The sequence below is a fragment of the Mesorhizobium sp. M0029 genome (assembly GCF_040323735.1).
Classification (GTDB): domain Bacteria; phylum Pseudomonadota; class Alphaproteobacteria; order Rhizobiales; family Rhizobiaceae; genus Mesorhizobium.
This window is the reverse complement of sequence record NZ_JAMYVF010000014.1, coordinates 53777-71373: the sequence shown is the minus strand read 5'-3', so window position 1 is coordinate 71373 and position 17597 is coordinate 53777. Positions and strand designations below refer to the sequence as shown.

The 17597-nt window shown below is 61.7% G+C and carries 19 protein-coding genes and 1 tRNA gene; 6 read left to right on the top strand and 14 right to left on the bottom strand.

Going from position 1 to position 17597, the window contains the following annotated elements; translation table 11 throughout:
- Positions 1 to 23: 23 nt before the first annotated feature.
- The 5 genes from infA to NKJ76_RS22080 all read left to right on the top strand — a co-directional run bounded on the left by infA (position 24) and on the right by NKJ76_RS22080 (position 2889).
- The gene (gene infA, locus NKJ76_RS22100) at positions 24 to 242 is read left to right on the top strand and encodes a translation initiation factor IF-1 (protein WP_006200926.1); all 219 of its coding nucleotides are present in this window, start codon (positions 24 to 26) and stop codon (positions 240 to 242) included.
- Between the two features lie 19 nt (positions 243 to 261).
- Positions 262 to 888 carry a Maf-like protein gene (locus tag NKJ76_RS22095; protein WP_023747220.1) on the top strand — a complete coding sequence of 209 codons (627 nt, stop codon included), beginning with the start codon at positions 262 to 264 and terminating at the stop codon, positions 886 to 888.
- Positions 885 to 1076, top strand: a complete 192-nt coding sequence (gene yacG, locus NKJ76_RS22090) for a DNA gyrase inhibitor YacG (protein WP_023669280.1) — start codon at positions 885 to 887, stop codon at positions 1074 to 1076. The genes NKJ76_RS22095 and yacG overlap by 4 nt, the downstream gene beginning before the upstream one ends.
- Positions 1077 to 1290: 214 nt before the next feature.
- Positions 1291 to 1366, top strand: a tRNA-Phe gene (locus NKJ76_RS22085).
- A gap of 212 nt (positions 1367 to 1578) precedes the next feature.
- Complete coding sequence (locus tag NKJ76_RS22080) at positions 1579 to 2889, top strand: tyrosine-type recombinase/integrase (protein ID WP_023729047.1); 1311 nt, start codon at positions 1579 to 1581, stop codon at positions 2887 to 2889.
- 264 nt (positions 2890 to 3153) lie between these two features.
- Here NKJ76_RS22080 and NKJ76_RS22075 read toward each other — a convergent pair whose 3' ends face one another.
- Both NKJ76_RS22075 and NKJ76_RS22070 read right to left on the bottom strand, forming a co-directional pair.
- Entirely contained in the window at positions 3154 to 4476 is a 1323-nt protein-coding gene (locus NKJ76_RS22075) for a type II toxin-antitoxin system HipA family toxin (protein WP_050587469.1), read from the bottom strand.
- Positions 4477 to 4770, bottom strand: a complete 294-nt coding sequence (locus tag NKJ76_RS22070) for a helix-turn-helix domain-containing protein (protein ID WP_023689355.1) — start codon at positions 4768 to 4770, stop codon at positions 4477 to 4479.
- A gap of 45 nt (positions 4771 to 4815) precedes the next feature.
- Between NKJ76_RS22070 and NKJ76_RS22065 the strand changes: the two genes are divergently transcribed.
- Positions 4816 to 5430, top strand: a complete 615-nt coding sequence (locus NKJ76_RS22065; RefSeq protein ID WP_352538350.1) for a hypothetical protein — start codon at positions 4816 to 4818, stop codon at positions 5428 to 5430.
- Between the two features lie 24 nt (positions 5431 to 5454).
- On the opposite strand, the gene NKJ76_RS22060 is transcribed toward NKJ76_RS22065, so the two are convergent.
- The 12 genes from NKJ76_RS22060 to NKJ76_RS22005 all read right to left on the bottom strand — a co-directional run bounded on the left by NKJ76_RS22060 (position 5455) and on the right by NKJ76_RS22005 (position 17368).
- Complete coding sequence (locus tag NKJ76_RS22060; RefSeq protein WP_023689356.1) at positions 5455 to 5733, bottom strand: DUF2274 domain-containing protein; 279 nt, start codon at positions 5731 to 5733, stop codon at positions 5455 to 5457.
- A 13-nt stretch (positions 5734 to 5746) separates the two neighbouring features.
- Positions 5747 to 6964, bottom strand: coding sequence for a TraB/TrbI/VirB10 family type IV secretion system protein (locus NKJ76_RS22055; protein WP_023729046.1), 1218 nt, complete (start codon positions 6962 to 6964; stop codon positions 5747 to 5749).
- Positions 6965 to 6974: 10 nt separating this feature from the next.
- The gene (gene trbG / locus NKJ76_RS22050; protein WP_031202932.1) at positions 6975 to 8003 is read right to left on the bottom strand and encodes a P-type conjugative transfer protein TrbG; all 1029 of its coding nucleotides are present in this window, start codon (positions 8001 to 8003) and stop codon (positions 6975 to 6977) included.
- On the bottom strand, positions 7993 to 8724 hold the full coding sequence (gene trbF / locus NKJ76_RS22045; RefSeq protein WP_023685994.1) for a conjugal transfer protein TrbF: 732 nt from the start codon (positions 8722 to 8724) through the stop codon (positions 7993 to 7995). Before trbF ends, trbG begins: the two co-directional genes overlap by 11 nt.
- Positions 8725 to 10044: a P-type conjugative transfer protein TrbL gene (gene trbL / locus NKJ76_RS22040; protein WP_023689359.1), complete on the bottom strand. Its 1320-nt coding sequence runs from the start codon at positions 10042 to 10044 to the stop codon at positions 8725 to 8727.
- A 36-nt stretch (positions 10045 to 10080) separates the two neighbouring features.
- On the bottom strand, positions 10081 to 10806 hold the full coding sequence (gene trbJ / locus NKJ76_RS22035) for a P-type conjugative transfer protein TrbJ (RefSeq protein ID WP_352538349.1): 726 nt from the start codon (positions 10804 to 10806) through the stop codon (positions 10081 to 10083).
- Positions 10803 to 13253, bottom strand: coding sequence for a conjugal transfer protein TrbE (gene trbE / locus NKJ76_RS22030; RefSeq protein ID WP_023689360.1), 2451 nt, complete (start codon positions 13251 to 13253; stop codon positions 10803 to 10805). Before trbE ends, trbJ begins: the two co-directional genes overlap by 4 nt.
- Positions 13247 to 13519, bottom strand: coding sequence for a VirB3 family type IV secretion system protein (locus NKJ76_RS22025; protein WP_023689361.1), 273 nt, complete (start codon positions 13517 to 13519; stop codon positions 13247 to 13249). Before NKJ76_RS22025 ends, trbE begins: the two co-directional genes overlap by 7 nt.
- Positions 13519 to 13827, bottom strand: coding sequence for a TrbC/VirB2 family type IV secretion system protein (locus NKJ76_RS22020; protein WP_023689362.1), 309 nt, complete (start codon positions 13825 to 13827; stop codon positions 13519 to 13521). Before NKJ76_RS22020 ends, NKJ76_RS22025 begins: the two co-directional genes overlap by 1 nt.
- An 11-nt stretch (positions 13828 to 13838) precedes the next feature.
- A complete protein-coding gene (trbB, locus tag NKJ76_RS22015; protein WP_023689363.1) occupies positions 13839 to 14807 on the bottom strand; it encodes a P-type conjugative transfer ATPase TrbB in 969 nt (322 codons plus the stop codon).
- On the bottom strand, positions 14804 to 15217 hold the full coding sequence (locus tag NKJ76_RS22010) for a hypothetical protein (protein ID WP_023729044.1): 414 nt from the start codon (positions 15215 to 15217) through the stop codon (positions 14804 to 14806). The genes trbB and NKJ76_RS22010 overlap by 4 nt, the downstream gene beginning before the upstream one ends.
- Before the next feature lie 120 nt (positions 15218 to 15337).
- Entirely contained in the window at positions 15338 to 17368 is a 2031-nt protein-coding gene (locus NKJ76_RS22005) for a conjugal transfer protein TraG (protein ID WP_352538348.1), read from the bottom strand.
- Positions 17369 to 17597: the final 229 nt, after the last annotated feature.

Sequence of the window (17597 nt, the reverse complement as noted above, 5' to 3'; positions counted from 1 at the left end):
TGCAATCCAAGCAAAGGTATCGAATGCCGAAGGAAGAAGTCCTCGAGTTTCCGGGTGTCGTGACGGAATTGTTGCCCAACGCGATGTTCCGGGTGAAGCTCGAAAACGAACACGAGATCATCGCCCATACGGCCGGCCGCATGCGCAAGAACCGCATCCGTGTGCTGACCGGCGACAAGGTCCTGGTCGAGATGACGCCCTATGACCTGACCAAGGGCCGCATCACCTACCGTTTCAAGTAACAGTCCGGCGCGAACCGCGATGAGCATCCTGCAGAAGCTCGTGCTTGCCTCTGGTTCGCCGCGCCGGATCGAACTGTTGCAACAGGCCGGCATCGAGCCGGACCGCGTGCTGCCGGCCGATGTCGACGAAACGCCGCTGCGCGCCGAACATCCGCGCTCGCTGGCCAAGCGGCTGTCGAAGGAAAAGGCCGAGAAGGCTCTGGCCTCGCTGAAAAGCGAGGAAGACTATGCGCCGGGCTTCGTGCTGGCCGCCGATACGGTGGTCGCGGTCGGACGCCGTATCCTGCCCAAGGCCGAGACGCTGGACGACGCCGCCAATTGCCTTGGACTGCTTTCGGGCCGTTCGCACCGGGTCTATTCCGGCATCTGCCTGATTACGCCGGGCGGCAAGCTGCGCCAAAGGCTGGTTGAATCCAGGGTTCGCTTCAAGCGGCTGCCGCGCGAGGAGATCGACGCCTATGTAGCCTCCGGCGAATGGCGCGGCAAGGCCGGCGGCTATGCCGTCCAGGGTCTCGCCGGGTCGTTCGTCGTCAAGCTGGTCGGCTCCTACACCAACATCGTCGGCCTGCCGCTCTACGAGACAGTGGCGCTGCTTTCGGGCGAAGGCTTCAAGGTCCACACCAGCTGGCATACCGCGCGGCCATGAGCCTGGACGATAAGGTCACACCACTGCGCCCGAAGCGCCCCTGCCCCGAATGCGGCAAGCCGTCGGCGCGCGAGACCTATCCGTTCTGTTCGAAGCGCTGCAAGGACATCGACCTCAACCGCTGGCTGAAGGGCGCCTATGTCATCACCGCGCGGGATGACGAGGACGAGAGCGACGAGCCGAAGTAGGGTTTGGGCGGTGCCGGCCGCGCAATTCCACTTCGCCGACCTTACGCAATTGCTGCTTTGCCGGCGTCGGTATTGTCTGCGACAATTGCCCCGGAAAATCAGCGCTTAGGCGCTGGACAGGCCGGATTCCCGTGCTATAACCCACGCGCTTTCAAGGGGTGCCCCACGGCGCTTTCCTGAAATCCGGTCAGGCGATGTCTCGTTTCCCGGCGAGGCCCAGATAGCTCAGTTGGTAGAGCAGCGGACTGAAAATCCGCGTGTCGGTGGTTCGAATCCGCCTCTGGGCACCATCCCCTCTTCTCCCGACACTCCGTTTAGCCGAACCGTCTACGCTGCAGCTTCTGCAAGCGACTGGAATTATTGATCTTTTGCTGTCGCATTGCGCAATTAGGCGTGACAGAGAGCGCTTCGGGCGCATTTGATCCAACGAGGCGGGGGGATGGTATTTCCGTTGGTATTCGACATCCTGATGGTATCGAAACAGCCAAGGGAGACCTGACGAATGGCCCTATCCGACGTGAAATGTCGAAACGCCCGCCCTGCTTCCAAACTCGCGAAATTGTCTGACGGGGGCGGGCTGCAGCTATGGGTACAGCCCACGGGCTCTCGCCTCTGGCGGCTCGCCTACCGCTTTGACGGCAAGCAGAAACTGCTCGCGCTGGGCAGCTATCCCCTTATCTCTCTCGCCGAGGCACGGGAGGCGCGCGATGATGCTAAAAGGCTCCTGCTAGCTGGCGTCGACCCTGGAAAGGAACGCAGCTTGCGGAAGGCCGATTCGGCAAAGGACTCCTTTCGCTCAATCGCGGACGAATATGTTGACAAGCTGAAGAAGGAGGGACGTGCCGACCGGACGATCAGCAAGGTCAAATGGCTGCTCGACTTTGCCTATCCGATAATCGGCGACAAGTGCATTCGGGAGATCGAGCCGGCCAGCATCCTTACCGCCCTCCGTCGCGTGGAGGTTCGCGGTCGATATGAGTCGGCCAGGCGACTGCGCTCCACCATCGGCAGCGTGTTTCGATACGCGATCGCGACCGCACGCGCCGAGACAGATCCGACCTTCGCCCTCAGAGGCGCACTCATCAGTCCGAAGGTAACGTCTCGCGCCGCGATTACCGATCCGAAGGCCTTGGGCGGTTTGCTGAGGGCGATCCATGCATTTGACGGACAGCCTACAACGCGAGCCGGTCTGAAGCTGATAGCGCTGCTGTTTCCCCGCCCAGGCGAGCTTCGCGCCGCTGAATGGGAAGAGTTCGATTTTGAAAGCTCGGTGTGGACGATCCCTGAAGCACGCATGAAAATGCGACGGCCGCACCGCATACCCCTATCAAAGCAAGCGATCAGCGTCCTGACTTCACTGAGAGAAATCTCTGGTGATGGATCGCTGCTGTTTCCTAGTGTTCGATCGGCTTCGCGTCCGATTTCCGACAATACCCTTAACGCCGCACTGCGTCGTATGGGTTACAGCAAGGAAGAAGCTACCGCGCATGGTTTTCGAGCAACGGCATCAACTCTGCTGAACGAATGCGGCAAGTGGCATCCGGACGCGATAGAGCGGCAGCTGGCCCACATTGAGAACAACGACGTTCGGCGCGCCTACGCCCGGGCAGAGCACTGGGACGAGCGCGTCGAGATGATGCAGTGGTGGGCCGATTATCTGGATGAACTCAAGAGCAAAAACCTGCGGGTGATCTCAATCGAGGGACGCCGCAAGCCTGCTGTCCACACACCAACGCGACCATCCACTTTGAAACCAACAGAGGCCGTTCATCAAACGCCGATACAAATCTCCAACCGCCGGAAATCATACTGACCGTCGAAAAACGCCACAACTCGACGCCAAATCGTAGGCCCGCATTGTCAGATTTTCCGGAGAGAAAGTTGACCGCGTTCGGCGGGAAGCTGCCGTTCTGCAGCCGACCCCATTTCCGTCATTCAAGCTGCCGATGGCCGGTTCCGAAACCGGCCATCTACCCGGCCCGGGGCCGCGCGCTATTAGAGCGAGAATCCCGTGGGCAGTGTGCGGTCCGTCCGTTTCGCCGGCATTAGTCCGTGGATCCGCTATCCCCGCCCGACTTTAACCTCCACAACCTTCCTCTCCATAGATCCGGGACAAGCCCTTGATGCGCGTCGCGATCGCGTCGACGAGGCGACCAACGATCTCATGGATGATCCCCTCCTGGCGAAGCTCTTGGGCGCACTCCGACGCCATATCGGGCATCACCGCGAGCTGATGGCGGATCGTCCGCACCGTGTACTCGCCGCCAACCTTTGCTGAGGACGCACAGCGCCCCCAGTGGCGCGGCATGATCTCCTCGATGGGATAGACTCTGTCGATCTTCATCGCCAGTTTAAGGTCGCGCATCTCAGATTGGATCTCTCCCCCGAGGTGCGGCAGAATGGAGGAGATGTCGTAGAGCGGAGCTAGGCGGGCCTCGCCCTGGGCTCCGAGCAGCATCGAGTAGTTCTTTGCATGCGCGTCCGTGCCGGCGATGATCCAGTTGAAGACGTTCGCGGCCATGAAGATCTGACGGTCTTGGACGGGGTCGAGGGAGGCCGACAGCACCTTTCTGGAGATCGTCGTGATACCTGGCCCACCCTGGTTCTCGTACTTGAGCGTCGGCATCACCGACAGGGCCTGGCACATGTCCTCCTGATGGATGCGGATGGTCTTGCCCTCGTTGTTGCGGCGGTCGTAGCGCTCGATAACGATTGCCTTTTCGCCTGCGAAGTCGAGAACCTGGCTATGTGCAGCGTCCATGCCGAGCTTGGATGCAAGCTGCAGGCAGAAATGCTCGTTCTCGGTATGCCCGTGCAAGTGCGGCAAAGGCGGCTTGAAGATGTGTGTCGTGGGCGTGTCGCCTAGAGGGATCCCCCAGCGATTGTTGCCCTTATCGAAATGGAACGCCGTCTTTGCCTGCGCACCAGCGAGACTGAACTGACCAGGATCGCCGATTCGCCGGGTCGCTGCACCATCTTTGCGCAGATCGCGCAGGCGGTCGCCGATCTGCGCCTCGGTGAGCAACTCCACGTTCTCGCCGCGGGAAATCTGGTCGCCACGCGAAAGGAACTGGACGGCGCCGGCGCAGTCGCGGCCGACATTCTTGAGCAGGGCAAACGGGTTTCGGGCGGAGACCTGGAACCTCTGCGCCCATCTGGCGAGGGTCTGCTCATTATCCGGCAGTAGGCCCCAGAGGAATGCCTCGACGACCTTGCCCTCGTAGGTCCTGGTGATCGTCGGCATGGACAGGGAGAGCGGGATCGCCACCGGGCCTTCCATCCATGCCTCGTGATAGGAGAACGAAAGCTTGCCGCCCTGCAGGTGGTGGAGCCCCCCAACCGGTCTGCCAGCGATATAGACGTCGAGGGTGTCGATCGGGTTCATCATGATCATCGTCATCTAGAGCTTGTAGGGAATCTCGTCGTCGTCATCGTCGACATGCCGTTCATCGGCATTATGATGATGATCAGCCGACGTCGGCGCCGGCGGGATCTGAAAGTCCATCTCCACACCAAGCGTGGTCAGCGCCAGCAGCACGTTGCCGATCTCGGCGCTGGGCTTGCCGTTCTCGATCCACGACACCCACGTCTGCGTCGTGGTGATCATTTTGGCCAAGGCAGCCTGTGACAGGCCGCGCCGGGTGCGGGCCTCCTTGATCAGGATTCCAATGTCGCGAGCTGTTCTGATCTTCATGGCGTATACGATTTCTGTATGAGCTAGCCTGATATAGGCTCGTATATGACGGGTGTCAATATACGTTACTATATCAATTTAACGCTATATAGGTTCACATATCGGCAACCTTCATATACCAACCTATATAAAATCATTGCGCCACGCAACAATGTGCGATCGACCTTTCGCCACGGTACCATCGAGAATGACCGCTGGTCGAGAACTCAACAACTTGTCGGGGCCGGGAGCGGTCCGGTCCGCTATTCAATTACTGTTGGCGAGAAGCTGTCATTCAGCATCCGGTCTGGCGGCATCGTGACAAGATCGATTTTGTCCGAAGAGAACGAGGCCGGCCGCAAGAAAAAGCCACGGCTTTTATGCACTTATTGTCTAGCAGGCTTAGTTGTTCCCCTGAAACTTGAATCTCCCTCAGACTCAGTGTCTTCTCAAGGTAGCCGCTGGGAATTAGACATGCCTTCAGGCTCGTTTCAACACCGCGTGTGGCAATGGATTGTCGCGTGCTTTCCGACGCCGGCTCACCTCGATGTACAGGAGCGCAATCATCGCTTCCTTGAAGAGGCGCTCGAACTCGCTCAGGCGAATTCCTGCACAAAGGAGGAGGCACTCGAACTGGTGGAGTACGGACCGGCGGCAACGCGGTCAGGATCAAGAACCTAGCGTGCTCCACAACGACACCAAGCGCTAACCGTTGTCCAGTGTGGAAGATGATTGCCTTCGTGGTTTCTCCGACGCGCCGGCGCCCGGCAGACCTTCCTTTCTGGCCTTGGCAAACGCCCGGTCGCCTTCCAGGAACCCGACCAGCATAAAGGGGATCAGTTCCGCCACCGTTTCGGACTCGCCATAGGTCTCACGGTAAAGTGCGGCATAGTCGTTGAGTGCTTGGCTCAAGTCGGCGCCAACGGTGATGGTGATCTTCGAAGGTGTCCGGTCCGGAAGTTTTCCGAGTTTCAGGTTAGCCATGAAGTCCTCCTGTTCACCCCGTGTATGGCCGCAACACGAGGTCCTTGTGCACGATGACGCGCAACGGCCAACCAGGGCGCACGGTGATCGTGGGTTGGACGTTCAGGTTCTTTTCAGTGATCCGTTGGCCCGCTTGACTGACGTTCTGCTGGGTGGATTCACGAATTGCCTTGACCAAGTCGCTTTCATTTTCCCCAAAGCTCAACTCGGTACCAACCCCCAGCAATGTGGCTACCGCGACGCCCTTGATCAACTGCCAAGTATGGAAATCCACCTTGTCCTCGAGCCCGGCATAGCCGGCCGCGTCGGTCACGGGCAGATTGTCGATTTCGGTAGAGGAGCCGTCCGGCATCACGATGCGTTGCCACACCAACAGAGCGCGCCTTTGCCCAAAGGCTACAACGCTGTCGTAGGTGCCGATCAGCCGTGAGCCCTGCGGGATGAGCAGGATGCTGCCGGTGACGCTGTCGTGCACATTCTCGGTGATCTGGGCGACGACAAGGCCGGGCAGATCGGAATTGATGCCGGTGATCAGGCTTGCAGCGATCACGCTACCGGCCATGATCTGATAGGGCGAAGCCGGCGTCTGCAGTGCATGCGGGTTGTAGATCCCGCCGGTGTTCCGTTGATCGATGAAATCGAGCTTGCGCTGTTGATTGTTCTGGTCGCCCTCGGCCGGCGCGACGGAAGCTCGCTGGCCTTCGGTATCTGGCTGCGGAGACGCCGTCTCGAAAGGCGAACGTCCGCCCTGCCCATTGCCAAAAGCTTCCGTCTGCTGGGGCCGGTTTTCGATGCGGAAGAGGACTTGCGACTCGCGCGCCTCAATCGCTTGTTGTGCAAGCCGCTGCGCCTCGGCGGAAACGTCTTGCCCAGGTGCGATGCCAAGCTGGCGCTGGTGCTCGAGAATAGGACGGCCGAGATCCCCGGGCAGCGGCGGTCCAAGCACCGGAGCCTTCGGCTTGCTCCCGGAATAGTCCTTGGGCAACGATTCAAGTCCCTCGGCGGTCGGGTTGCGGTCGGTGCTGTAAAGCTCTTCAGCCTGCTGCTTCAGGCGCAGTGCCGGCCCCTGCAGCGCCATCATCGTGACGCCAAAGATGGTGGCGGAGCCAACAGCTGCGATCGCGACGATTATGCCGCGCTTGAAGCGCACGGCCCGGCGCGGTGAGGCCCGCAGCTGCAGCTGTTCGGGATCGAGTTTGGGCGGAACATTGGGGCGGGACGTGTCGGTCATGAGCCTCCCCTCACCTGCCAAAACGCGAAAAGAGCGATATCCGCCGCGGCAGTTGCCGTCCGTCGGTCCTGGTGATGCGCACCACCTGGTGCTGCTTGGCGCCGAGACGGAGTTCAGCCGCGGCAAAGAGGCGCTCGACGATGTAGTAGTTGCCGCGCATCCGATAGTTGACGAGCTGGTTGTCCCCGTCAGCACCGACGATGAAGAGCGGTGGCGCCTCGCCCTGATCAATGCGCTTCGGGAACTCTATGTAGACCTTGCTGCCATCATCGAAGGCGCGCGTCGGTCTCCACGGCGGCGTGTCGCCGGTGATCGAATAGCGGAAGCGGATGTTTTCGAGTGCTACGTTCGAGGCCGCGGGCATTTCAGCCTCTGCCTGAGCGTTGCGCCGCCGAAGCGCCACGAGTTGGTCTTCGCTGTAAATCCAGGAGAGCGCCGCCATGGCAGTTTTCTCAGTGCTTTGAAGCTGCAGGTGATAGGATCGCCTGTCGGTCGTGATGACCAGATTGGTGGCAAGCCCCGGCGCGAATGGCTTCACCAGCACATGAGTGCGCTGGTCATCGCCTGAGCCACTAACGGTGTCACCGATCACCCAACGGACCGTATCGCCGGCTGAGACCGAGGTCAGCTTCTCGCCCCGCTGCAATGAGATATCGGTGACGCGCTCCGGCGCGGCGTAGAGCTGGTAGAGCGCGCCGTCGGCAAAGGGGTAAACCTGCACCGCATTGACATAGCCAAACTTGGTGGGTTGTTGCGTCGCCGCCTTGTTGGCATCGGCGACCTGTTCTTCCGGCGAGCGCTTATCTGGGGCGGGCTTGCCGGGTGCGGGCATCAACTGACCAGGCAACGGTAACGGTTTCGGCACTTCCACGACCTTGACCGGCTTCTCCGGCGCCTTCTCGATCGCGGCTGGTTTGAAGTCCTCGTGGTCATAGGAAATCTGAGGCGGCGGCACTGGCTTCGAGGCACAGGCCGAAAGAACCGCAACAGACGCCGACAGGATCAAGGCAGCACGAAGCAATGGGGCTCTATTTGTCATTGGCGGGCTCCTTAGGGGAAACGGGGGTTGGCGCGGCGCTGTCGAGCTCGCGCGACCAGTCGATGGCGTTGATGAAGACGCCGAGCGGGTTCTTGCGCAGCTGCTCGGTTGTCCTAGGCGGGCGGATGAGGATGGTGAGGATCCCGATCCAGCGCGTCGTGCTGGCGAGGCTGCCGCGCTCGAACACCTGCTCGGTCCATTTGACCTGGAACGAGCTGTCGGAAGCCCTGACCACGCTGGTCACCTGTACTGACACGCTGCGCGTGCCGATTTGGCCGAAAGGGTCGTTCGCCTTGGCATATTCGTTGAGGAAGAGCGCCGCTCGGTCGGTGGCAAAGTCGTAGGCCGACAGCCAATTCTGCCGCACCAGAACCGCATCGGTGGAAACCGAACGAACATTCTGGATGAAGCGGCTGAGATGCCAGGCGATCTGGGCATCGTCGGGCTGGTAGTTTTGGACTGCCGGCCCGACCGCGTGCGCCTCGCCAAAGCGGTCGACCTCGACGACATAAGGCACGACGCGGCCCTGCATCGACTGCCACAGAAGCCCACCGGAAAGCCCCGTCGTCAGAGCCAGGCAGCCAAAGGCCATGAAGCGCCAGTTCTTGGCCTGGACGCGCGCCGTGCCGATGCGCTCATCCCAGAGTTGGCTGGCCTTCTGGTAGGGTGTTACGGGTTCGGGCGTCTTTCCATAACGCTGAACGGGTCGCTTGAAGAGCATCTAGTCTTCCTTGTCATTGAGGGAGGGATTGGCGCCGCTTCCGCCCCGATCTCCATCGCGCACCGCCTGCGTGGCAGCATTGCGATGGGCGCGTGCGGTCTGTTCGGAACGCAGACGCCTTGCCCAGGCAGGCGCGGCCGCGGGAGCTACAACTGGAGAGCTTCCGCTCATCGAGCTGGTCGGCATGCCGCCGGTCATCCAGCCGGCATCGCGACCGGCGTCGGCACTACGGCGGAATGGTTCTGCTGCGGATCGCATTCCCCGCATCGCGGCGCCGCTAGCGGCACTCGCAACCCCCTGCAGCCCAGCAGCTACCCCGGACAGCCCGGACTCGGGCGATGTCGCGCGCCCCGTTTGCCAGGCGACGGTGGCAGCGGACCCCATGGCGGCGCCGGCACGGACTGCGGCGAGGCCGCCGCCTGTTGCCATGCGCGCGCCGGCAAACGCAGCGCCTCCGGCAACGAGCGTTGATCCAGCTGCGGCCGCCGTTGTTCCAAGTGCCGCGCCGGCGCCAAGCTGCGGCGCGCCGGAAACGAGACCCGAGGCAATCCCGGGGCCGAAAATGCCGAGCCCAAGCAGCGCCAGCGCACCCAGCACCTGAGACATGGCCGCCGCCAGGTCCGGCTCCTGGCCCTGCAGGGCGGAAGCGAACTCGCCAAAGAGCGTGGAGCCGATGCCGACGATGACGGCAAGCACCATCACCTTGATGCCCGACGAAATCACGTTGCCGAGCACGCGCTCGGCCAGAAACGCCGAACGGTTCCAGAGCGCGAAGGGCACCAGGACGAAGCCGGCCAGCGTGGTGAGCTTGAACTCGAGGATGGTGATGAAGAGCTGGATGGAAAGAATGAAGAAGGCGATGAGGACCAGGAACCAGGCCAGAAGCAGCACGAAGATGGTGAGCGCGTTACCGAAGATCTCGGGGAAGCCTACTAGCTGGCTCGCTTGATTGAGGAGCGGCCAGGCGCCCTCGAAGCCGGCCGCGGCAATGCGGCCTGGCCGCAGGAGACTGTCGGCGGACAGGTTGCCGGCCGATGCGTTGATGCCGAGACCGGCAAAGGAGCGGTAAATTATGTCGGCGAGGTTCTTGAAATTGTTCAGGACGAAGGCGAAGGCGCCGACATAGAGCACTTTGCGAACAAGCCGGCCGAGAATGTTGGGCTCGCCGCCGAACGCCCAGACCAAGCCCGCGAGCGTGATGTCAATGCCGATCAGAATGGTGGTGAGAAAGGCGACGTCGCCCGAAAGCAGACCGAACCCACTGTCAATGTAGCGGGTAAAGGTCTCCATGAAGCGATCGATGACTCCGAGGTCGTTCATGTCGCCGCCTTCCTCGTTGTCTTGAAGAACTGCCGCTCAGTTGCCGGGATAAGCCGTGCCGGTGCCCAGGAAACGCTTCGTCGTCTCGCGAGCGGCTTCCTCAGACTGCGCTTTGCGCGCCGCATCCTCGGCTTCGGCCCGGAACTGGGTCGCAAGCAGCGTCTGGATCTGCATCTGCTGCTTGGTCGAAAGCGCGATCAGCTGATTGGTAGCCTGGCTTGCCTCGAGGGCACCTGCCGCGCCCTGACTGCGATTGACGAGATCGGTAAGCAGGTCGCCATCGGCCTGCACGTTCTCGACGATCTGCGACTGCGCGCTCATGGTCTGGCGGAACGCCTGCATGGCGCTCTGCCAGCGCTCGCGCGCGGCGCTCGCCACATCGCTGACCTTGATGGTGGCGTCGTAGCTTTCCGGATATTGCTGGCGCCACTGGTCCTGCAGCTTGTCGAGATCGAAGCTCAGGCCGCTCGCCTGGGTCATCAGACCGTCAATCCGTTGGAGCGAGCCGGTAAGCTGGCCCACGGAAGAGAAATCCAGGCGCTGAAGGTTGCGCGCCATGTTCTGCAGCATGGTCGCCTGGTTCTGAAGCGACTGGATTTGGTTGTTGATCTGCTCCAATGCGCGTACTGCCGACAGCACATTCTGCGTATAGTTGGACGGGTCAAACACGATGAGCGCATAGGCCGGCTGGACGTAGTCAGCCATCGGTTTGGCAATCAGGGAAACGGTGACCAGGCTAGTAAAAAGGCGGCGTCCGATCATGACGATTGCTCCTTGTTAGGTTGAGGAAATTGCTGGAGAAGCTCGGCAGCCCAATCCAGGCCGCGCGCACTGAAGAAACGGGCGGCAAAGCTGCCCTGCCCTTCTTCGGAAAGAATATTGTCGATCAGGGTCTGCGCGGCCGGGTCGGAGGCGCCGCAAAGCGCAAGAGCGATCGGGCCTAGCCCGAGCTCGAAGAGGCGATTGCCGCGGCGCGACTGCAGATAGTAGTGGCGCTTCGGCGTGGCGCGGGCGACCAATTCGATCTGTCGCTCATTAAGACCGAAGCGCTCATAGGCTGCCCGTGCCTGCGGCTCCACCGCACGATCATTGGGGAGAAAAATGCGCTGCGGGCAGCTCTCGATGATTGCGGGTGCGATAGAAGAGCCGGCGATGTCGGCAAGCGACTGCGTCGCGAAGATGACGGAGACGTTTTTCTTACGCAGCACCTTAAGCCATTCGCGGATGCGGGCGGCAAAGAGCGGGTTGTCGAGATAGACCCAGGCCTCGTCGAGCATGAGCAGCGTCGGCCGCCCGTCAAACCGGTCCTCAAGACGATGGAACAGATAGGTGAGCACAGGCAGCACAGCGCCTTGGCTGTGCATCAGCTCCTGGGTTTCGAAACACTGCACATCCGAGATGGCCAGCCGGTCGTCATCGGCATCGAGCAGTCGGCCGAATGGTCCGTCGAGCGTGTAGGGCATCAATGCCGATTTGAGCGCATTGGACTGAAGCAGGACCGACAGGCCAGTCAGCGTGCGTTCCTGCGCCGGCGCGGTGGCGAGGCTGGTGAGCGCCGACCAGATTGCCTCCTTCACCTCCGGGGTGACGGTGACATTCTCGTGGGCAATGAGGCCGGCGATCCATTCGGCCGCCCAGCTCTGTGTGGCCGGGTCGTCGATGTGGCGCAGCGGCTGGAAACCAAGCGCACCATTCGCACCCAACGCATGGTGGTCGCCGCCCATGGCAAGCGCGGCGGCGCGGGCCGAATTGCCTTTGTCGAAGACATAGATTTGCGCGCCAGCGTAGCGCCGGAACTGCAAAGCGATCAGGGCAAGCAGAACCGACTTGCCGGCACCGGTCGGCCCGACAATCAGCATGTGGCCGACATCGCCGATATGGGTCGAAAGCCGAAACGGCGTCGAGCCGCTGGTTTCGGCGAAAAGAAGCGGCGGAGCGTGATCGCCGGTGACCTCGGCAAGGTGCTCGTTCTCCGCTGGACCTGCCCACACGGACGACAGCGGCACGAGATGGGCAAGGTTAAGCGTGTGAACGAGCGGCTGGCGAACGTTGGCGTAGACATGACCCGGCAATGAACCAAGCCACGCTTCGACGGCATTGATGCTTTCGCGAATGGTGGTGAAGCCGAGCCCGTTGACGATCCGCTCGACGGCACGAAGCTTTTCCGCGGCGGCTTTACGGTTCTGATCCCACACCGTCACCGTTGTGGTGAGATAGCCGAAGCCGACATGATCGCCGCCCAATGCCTGCAGTGCTGCATCGGCATCGAGCGCCTTGTTGTCGGCGTCGCTGTCGACGAGAGGCACAGGTTCGTTGGTCACCACCTCGCGCAGAATAGCCGCGATCGATTTGCGCTTGGCAAACCACTGCCGGCGGAGCCGAGTCAGCGTCTTCGTGGCTTCCGCCTTGTCGAGTGGAATGAAGCGCGTCACCCAGCGATAGGCGAAATCCTGGTTATTGAGCGCATCAAGGATTCCTGGCCGGGTGACGTTCGGAAAACCGAGGATTGTGAGCGTGCGCAGATGCTGGTCACCCAGCATCGGCTCTAGGCCGCCGGTCAGCGGCGCGTCAACCAGGACGCCGTCGAGATACATTGGCGTTTCCGGCACGGCGACCGGATGACGGCGTGTCGAGATCGTGCCGTGCAGGTACGTCAGGGTCTCGGCATCGTCGAGCGCGCGCACCTCGGGCACGAAGCCCGAAAGAAGATCGAGAACACGGTCAGTCTCGTCTCGGAACCGGGCAAGCTCCTGGCGCCAGTCTCTTTCCCCTCCCAAGTCATGCGAGTCGACGAGAGCACTTTCCGCGCGCGCTTGGCCATCGGGCCCAGGCATGAAGACCAAGGTCAGATGATAGATGCTCTCGAAATGCGCGACCTTGCCCTCGAAGGCCGCGCGCCGTTCCTCATCGATCAGCCATGAGGCAGCATCGGGAAGCGCCGAGCTCGGATAGCCCAGCGCTTCGCTGCGCTCGGCCTCGAAGAATAATGCCCAGCCGGAGCCGAGCCTTTTCAGCGCATTGTTTGCCCGCGCGCATATGCCGATAAGTTCGGCCTCCGTCGCGCTTTCAAGGTCGGGGCCACGAAACCGCAATGTCCGCTGGGAGCTGCCATCCTTGTTGAGCACGATGCCGGGCGCGACGAGTGCTGCCCACGGCAGATGGTCGGCAAGCCGGTCGGCTTTGCCGCGGTATTCGGAAAGCTTCAGCATGCAAGCCAGCCCTTTTGACGAAGATGACGGACAAGCACGCTGGCAAAATCCGGATCACGCCGTGCGGCAAAGACCGCGAGCGTGTGGCCGGCGATCCAGAGGATCAGACCGGCAATCCACTGCTGCAGGCCTAGGCCGATGGCCGCGGCCACCGTGCCATTGAGGATCGCCACCGCTCGCGGCGCGCCGCCGAGCAGGATCGGCTCGGTGAGCGCCCGATGGACCAGAACCTCGAAGCCTTCGATATGCTGCTCTCCGGTGCTCATCAGACGACTGCCCCGCCGCCAAAGGAGAAGAAGGAAAGAAAGAAGCTCGAGGCCGCGAAGGCGATCGACAGGCCGAAGACGATCTGGATCAGCCGGCGGAAACCGCCCGCCGTGTCGCCGAAGGCAAGGGTCAGGCCGGTGGTGATGATGATGATCACCGCGATGATTTTGGCGACCGGCCCCTGCACCGATTCCAGAATCTGCTGCAGCGGCTGTTCCCACGGCATGCCGGAGCCGGCAGCGTGGGCCTGGGCCGTGAGAAGAAGCGCGACGGCGGCGAACGAAAGAAAGCGAAGCTTCTTGCGCATGAGGTAACCTTTCAGAGCTGCTGGAGTTGCGGAAGTGTGAGCGGGGTGACGGCGTAATCGCCGCTGCCGTCGAGACCCGTGACCTCGGCGATCGCGTCAACGCGGCGCGCGGGTCCTCTTCCGGCGATAAAGATGACCAAGTCGACGGCATCGGCGATCAGCCGGCGGGGAACGGTGACAACGGCTTCCTGGGCGAGCTGCTCAATACGATAGAGTGCGGAGCGTGCCGAATTGGCGTGAACCGTGGCAATGCCGCCGGGATGTCCGGTGTTCCATGCCTTCAGCATATCGAGCGCTTCCGCGCCTCTGACTTCGCCGACGATGATGCGGTCGGGCCTCAGCCGTAAGGTCGAGCGTACGAGATCGGCGAGTGTGATGGAGCCCCGCCTCGTCCTCATGGCAACGCAGTCCTTGGCCGCGCATTGCAGCTCGCGGGTGTCCTCAATCAGGATCACCCGCTCATCGCATTCGGCGACTTCTGCCAGTAGAGCATTGGTAAGTGTCGTTTTGCCCGACGATGTGCCGCCGGCGACCAGGATGTTGCGCCGCTCGCGCACTGCCTTCCTCAGGGCATCAGCCTGCAGCGGGAGCATGACGCGATCGGCGACGTAGTTGGCCAGCGTGTAGAGTTTTGCCGCCGGTTTGCGGATGGCGAAGCATGGCGCCAGCACGACCGGCGGTAGCAGACCCTCGAAGCGCTCGCCTGATGGCAATTCGGCACTGACAATCGGACTATCTGCATGCGCCTCGGCGCGTACATGGGAGGCGACGAGCCGGATGATGCGTTCCGCCTCGGAAGGATGCATATGCACGCCTGTATCGACCCGGCCTTCTCCCAACCGGTCGAGCCTCAGCGTGCCGTCGGGATTGACCATCACCTCGATAACGGTCGAATCGGAAAGGGCCTCGGTGATCGCGGCGCCCATGGCTGTGCGCAGCATGGCTCGGCGGCGGTGGTCCGCTGCGGGATGAGAGTTCATCCTTCGCCTCCGTTGCCATTGCCGTAACCAAGCGAGCGCTTCCCGGAGGCTATCTGGCGACCGACCTGCTCGACGAATTTGTCAAAGCGCTCTTGGGCGATCGCCTGTGTCGCCCGATCCGGAATTGGCGTGTGGGCATGAAGCGTGATTGAAAAGCGGATTAAGAGCGCCAGGCTCTCCAGAGTTATTTCGGCGTCGCGCCTGACATGGTCGAGATCGCGGGAAAGACGGTCCAGCCGCTTGCCGTAGCGCTGGTCGAGCTCGTTTTCACCACGCCGTTCGATGAAGGCCTCGACCGCTTTCGCGACGATTGCCGATTTCGTGGTCGACGGGTTGCGGCTGAGCGTTTCCAGCTTCTCGCTTAACGCGGGTTCGAGCAGAAACTGGTGGCGAATGCGATGGGGCTTCATACGTCTCGTTCCGACTGGCCGGCGCTGATGCGCCGGCGGTGCGAACGAACATCGCCGAAATCCGCAAAATCGCTTATGGGCGTTATCTACGCCGAGATACGCCTCAGTTGCGGAAAGCGTTCAGAAGCCGGGGATGATGTCCTTGTCGTCGCCCCTTCCCTCGTTGAGGCCGTAGGCGCTGGCGGCGGTGGAAACCCGGTCCAGGACGCGCTTGTCTGCGAGTGCCTCGGCGTCATCGTCCGCCAGATTGAAGAGGTCGTCTTGATCAGGCTCCCGAGAGACGACGACGTGTTCTTCAGGCAGGCCGGGATGACGCTGCTGTTGCACGCCGCTCCCTTCTTCGATTGCCGCGCCGGCGTGTTCGTCATCGGCAGCGAGACGGCGGTCAACACTGCGGACTTGTCCGCTCCAATCGTCGGGGCGCGACGCAGGACAGTCCGCGTACAGACCGTCGCGCAACACCGGCGCCGGCAGCACCCGTTCGGTGAAATTCGGATCCTGGTAATAGCGCAACTTCTGGGCGCGGATCGGCGGCAACCCGGAAACAAGGATTAATTCGTCAGCTTGCGGCAACTGCATCACTTCGCCAGGCGTCAGCAGCGGGCGAGCGGTCTCCTGGCGACTGACCATGACGTGCGAAAGCCAGGGCGCCAGCCGGTGGCCGGCGTAGTTGCGCATGGACCTGAGTTCCGTCGCCGTACCGAGCGCATCCGATATGCGTTTGGCCGTGCGCTCGTCGTTGGAGGAAAAGGCAATGCGCACATGGCAATTGTCGAGAATGGCGTTGTTCTCGCCATAGGCTTTGGAGATCTGGTTCAAGGATTGCGCGATCAGATAGGCGCGGATGCCGTAACCCGCCATGAAGGCGAGCGCGGTCTCGAAGAAGTCGAGGCGACCAAGAGCCGGAAATTCGTCCAGCATCATGAGCAGTTGGTACTTGCGGCTTTTCTTCGGGTCACCTTCCAGCCGCTCCGTCAGTCGCCTGCCGATCTGATTGAGCACCAGTCGCACCAGTGGCTTGGTGCGCGAAATATCCGATGGCGGCACCACTAGATAGAGCGACATCGGTCGTTCCGCATCCATGAGGTCGGCAATGCGCCAGTCGCAGGCCGATGTTGCCGAGGCAACCGTCGGATCACGATAGAGCCCGAGAAACGACATTGCGGTCGAGAGAACGCCAGAACGCTCGTTCTCTGACTTGTTCAGCACCTCGCGAGCCGCCGAGGCCACGACGGGATGGACCCGAGGTGTGTCCGCCGTGCCGAGGTGGTTGGTGGTCATCATCCGCAGCAGTGTCGCGGCAAATGAGCGTTGCGGATCCGACAGGAAAGTGGCGACGCGCGCGAGCGTCTTTTCTTCTTCCGCGTAGAGCACGTGCAAGATGGCCCCGACCAAGAGTGAATGACTAGTCTTCTCCCAATGATTCCGCCGCTCCAGCGCGCCTTCCGGATCGACGAGAATGTCCGCGATGTTCTGAACGTCGCGGACCTCATCTGAACCCCTGCGCACTTCCAGCAGCGGGTTATAGCGCGCCGATCTCGAGTCGGTCGGATTGAACAGGAGGCAGAAAGAGAACTTCGACCGCCAGCCGGAAGTCAGCTGCCAGTTCTCGCCTTTGATGTCGTGAATGACGGCCGAGCCGGTCCAGGAAAGAAGCGTTGGAACGACCAATCCCACGCCCTTGCCCGAACGTGTCGGCGCAAAGGCCATGACATGTTCCGGCCCGTCATGTCGCAGATAGTGATCCTTCAGTTTGCCGAGGAAAACGCCGGCCGGCTCAAACAGGCCTGCCTTCTCGATTTCCCGAGCCGCGGCCCATCGTGAGGAACCGTAGGTGGTGACCAACCCCCTCTGCCGCGCGCGCCAGAGGGAGCCAGCTATTGCGGCCGCACACCCCAAGAATCCGCTGGCTCCGGCAAGCATGCCGGCCTTGTCGAAGACCTCAGGCGCATAGGCGTCGAAGTGAAACCACCATTCGAACAGTTTCCACGGCTTGTAGATCGGCCGGGCCGCCGCGGCAAACCATGGCGCGCCAAGCTGCGGCTGATATTCCAGCATGTGGGCGCACCATTGCGTTGCCGCCCATACGCCAACGATGACGATGGCGAACACAACTACGATCTGGCCGACAAGGAGCTTCGTCGGTGTCACGGGCACAGCCTCCACTGTTTGGTCGTAGATGGAAGCAGCATAACGTGACGTTTCAGAATATCGAAGATACCCAATATACGCGCCCGTGCGATGCAGTGAACGTTGCAGGCTTGGAAGACTGGGGCGCCAAGAAGTGTCATCGCGAAGGGCGACGAGCGAATGACTTGTATGGGGCCGGAAACGGACTGGCAGGTTTGAAGTGTCTATTCGGGACTAGCTACCGTTCAGC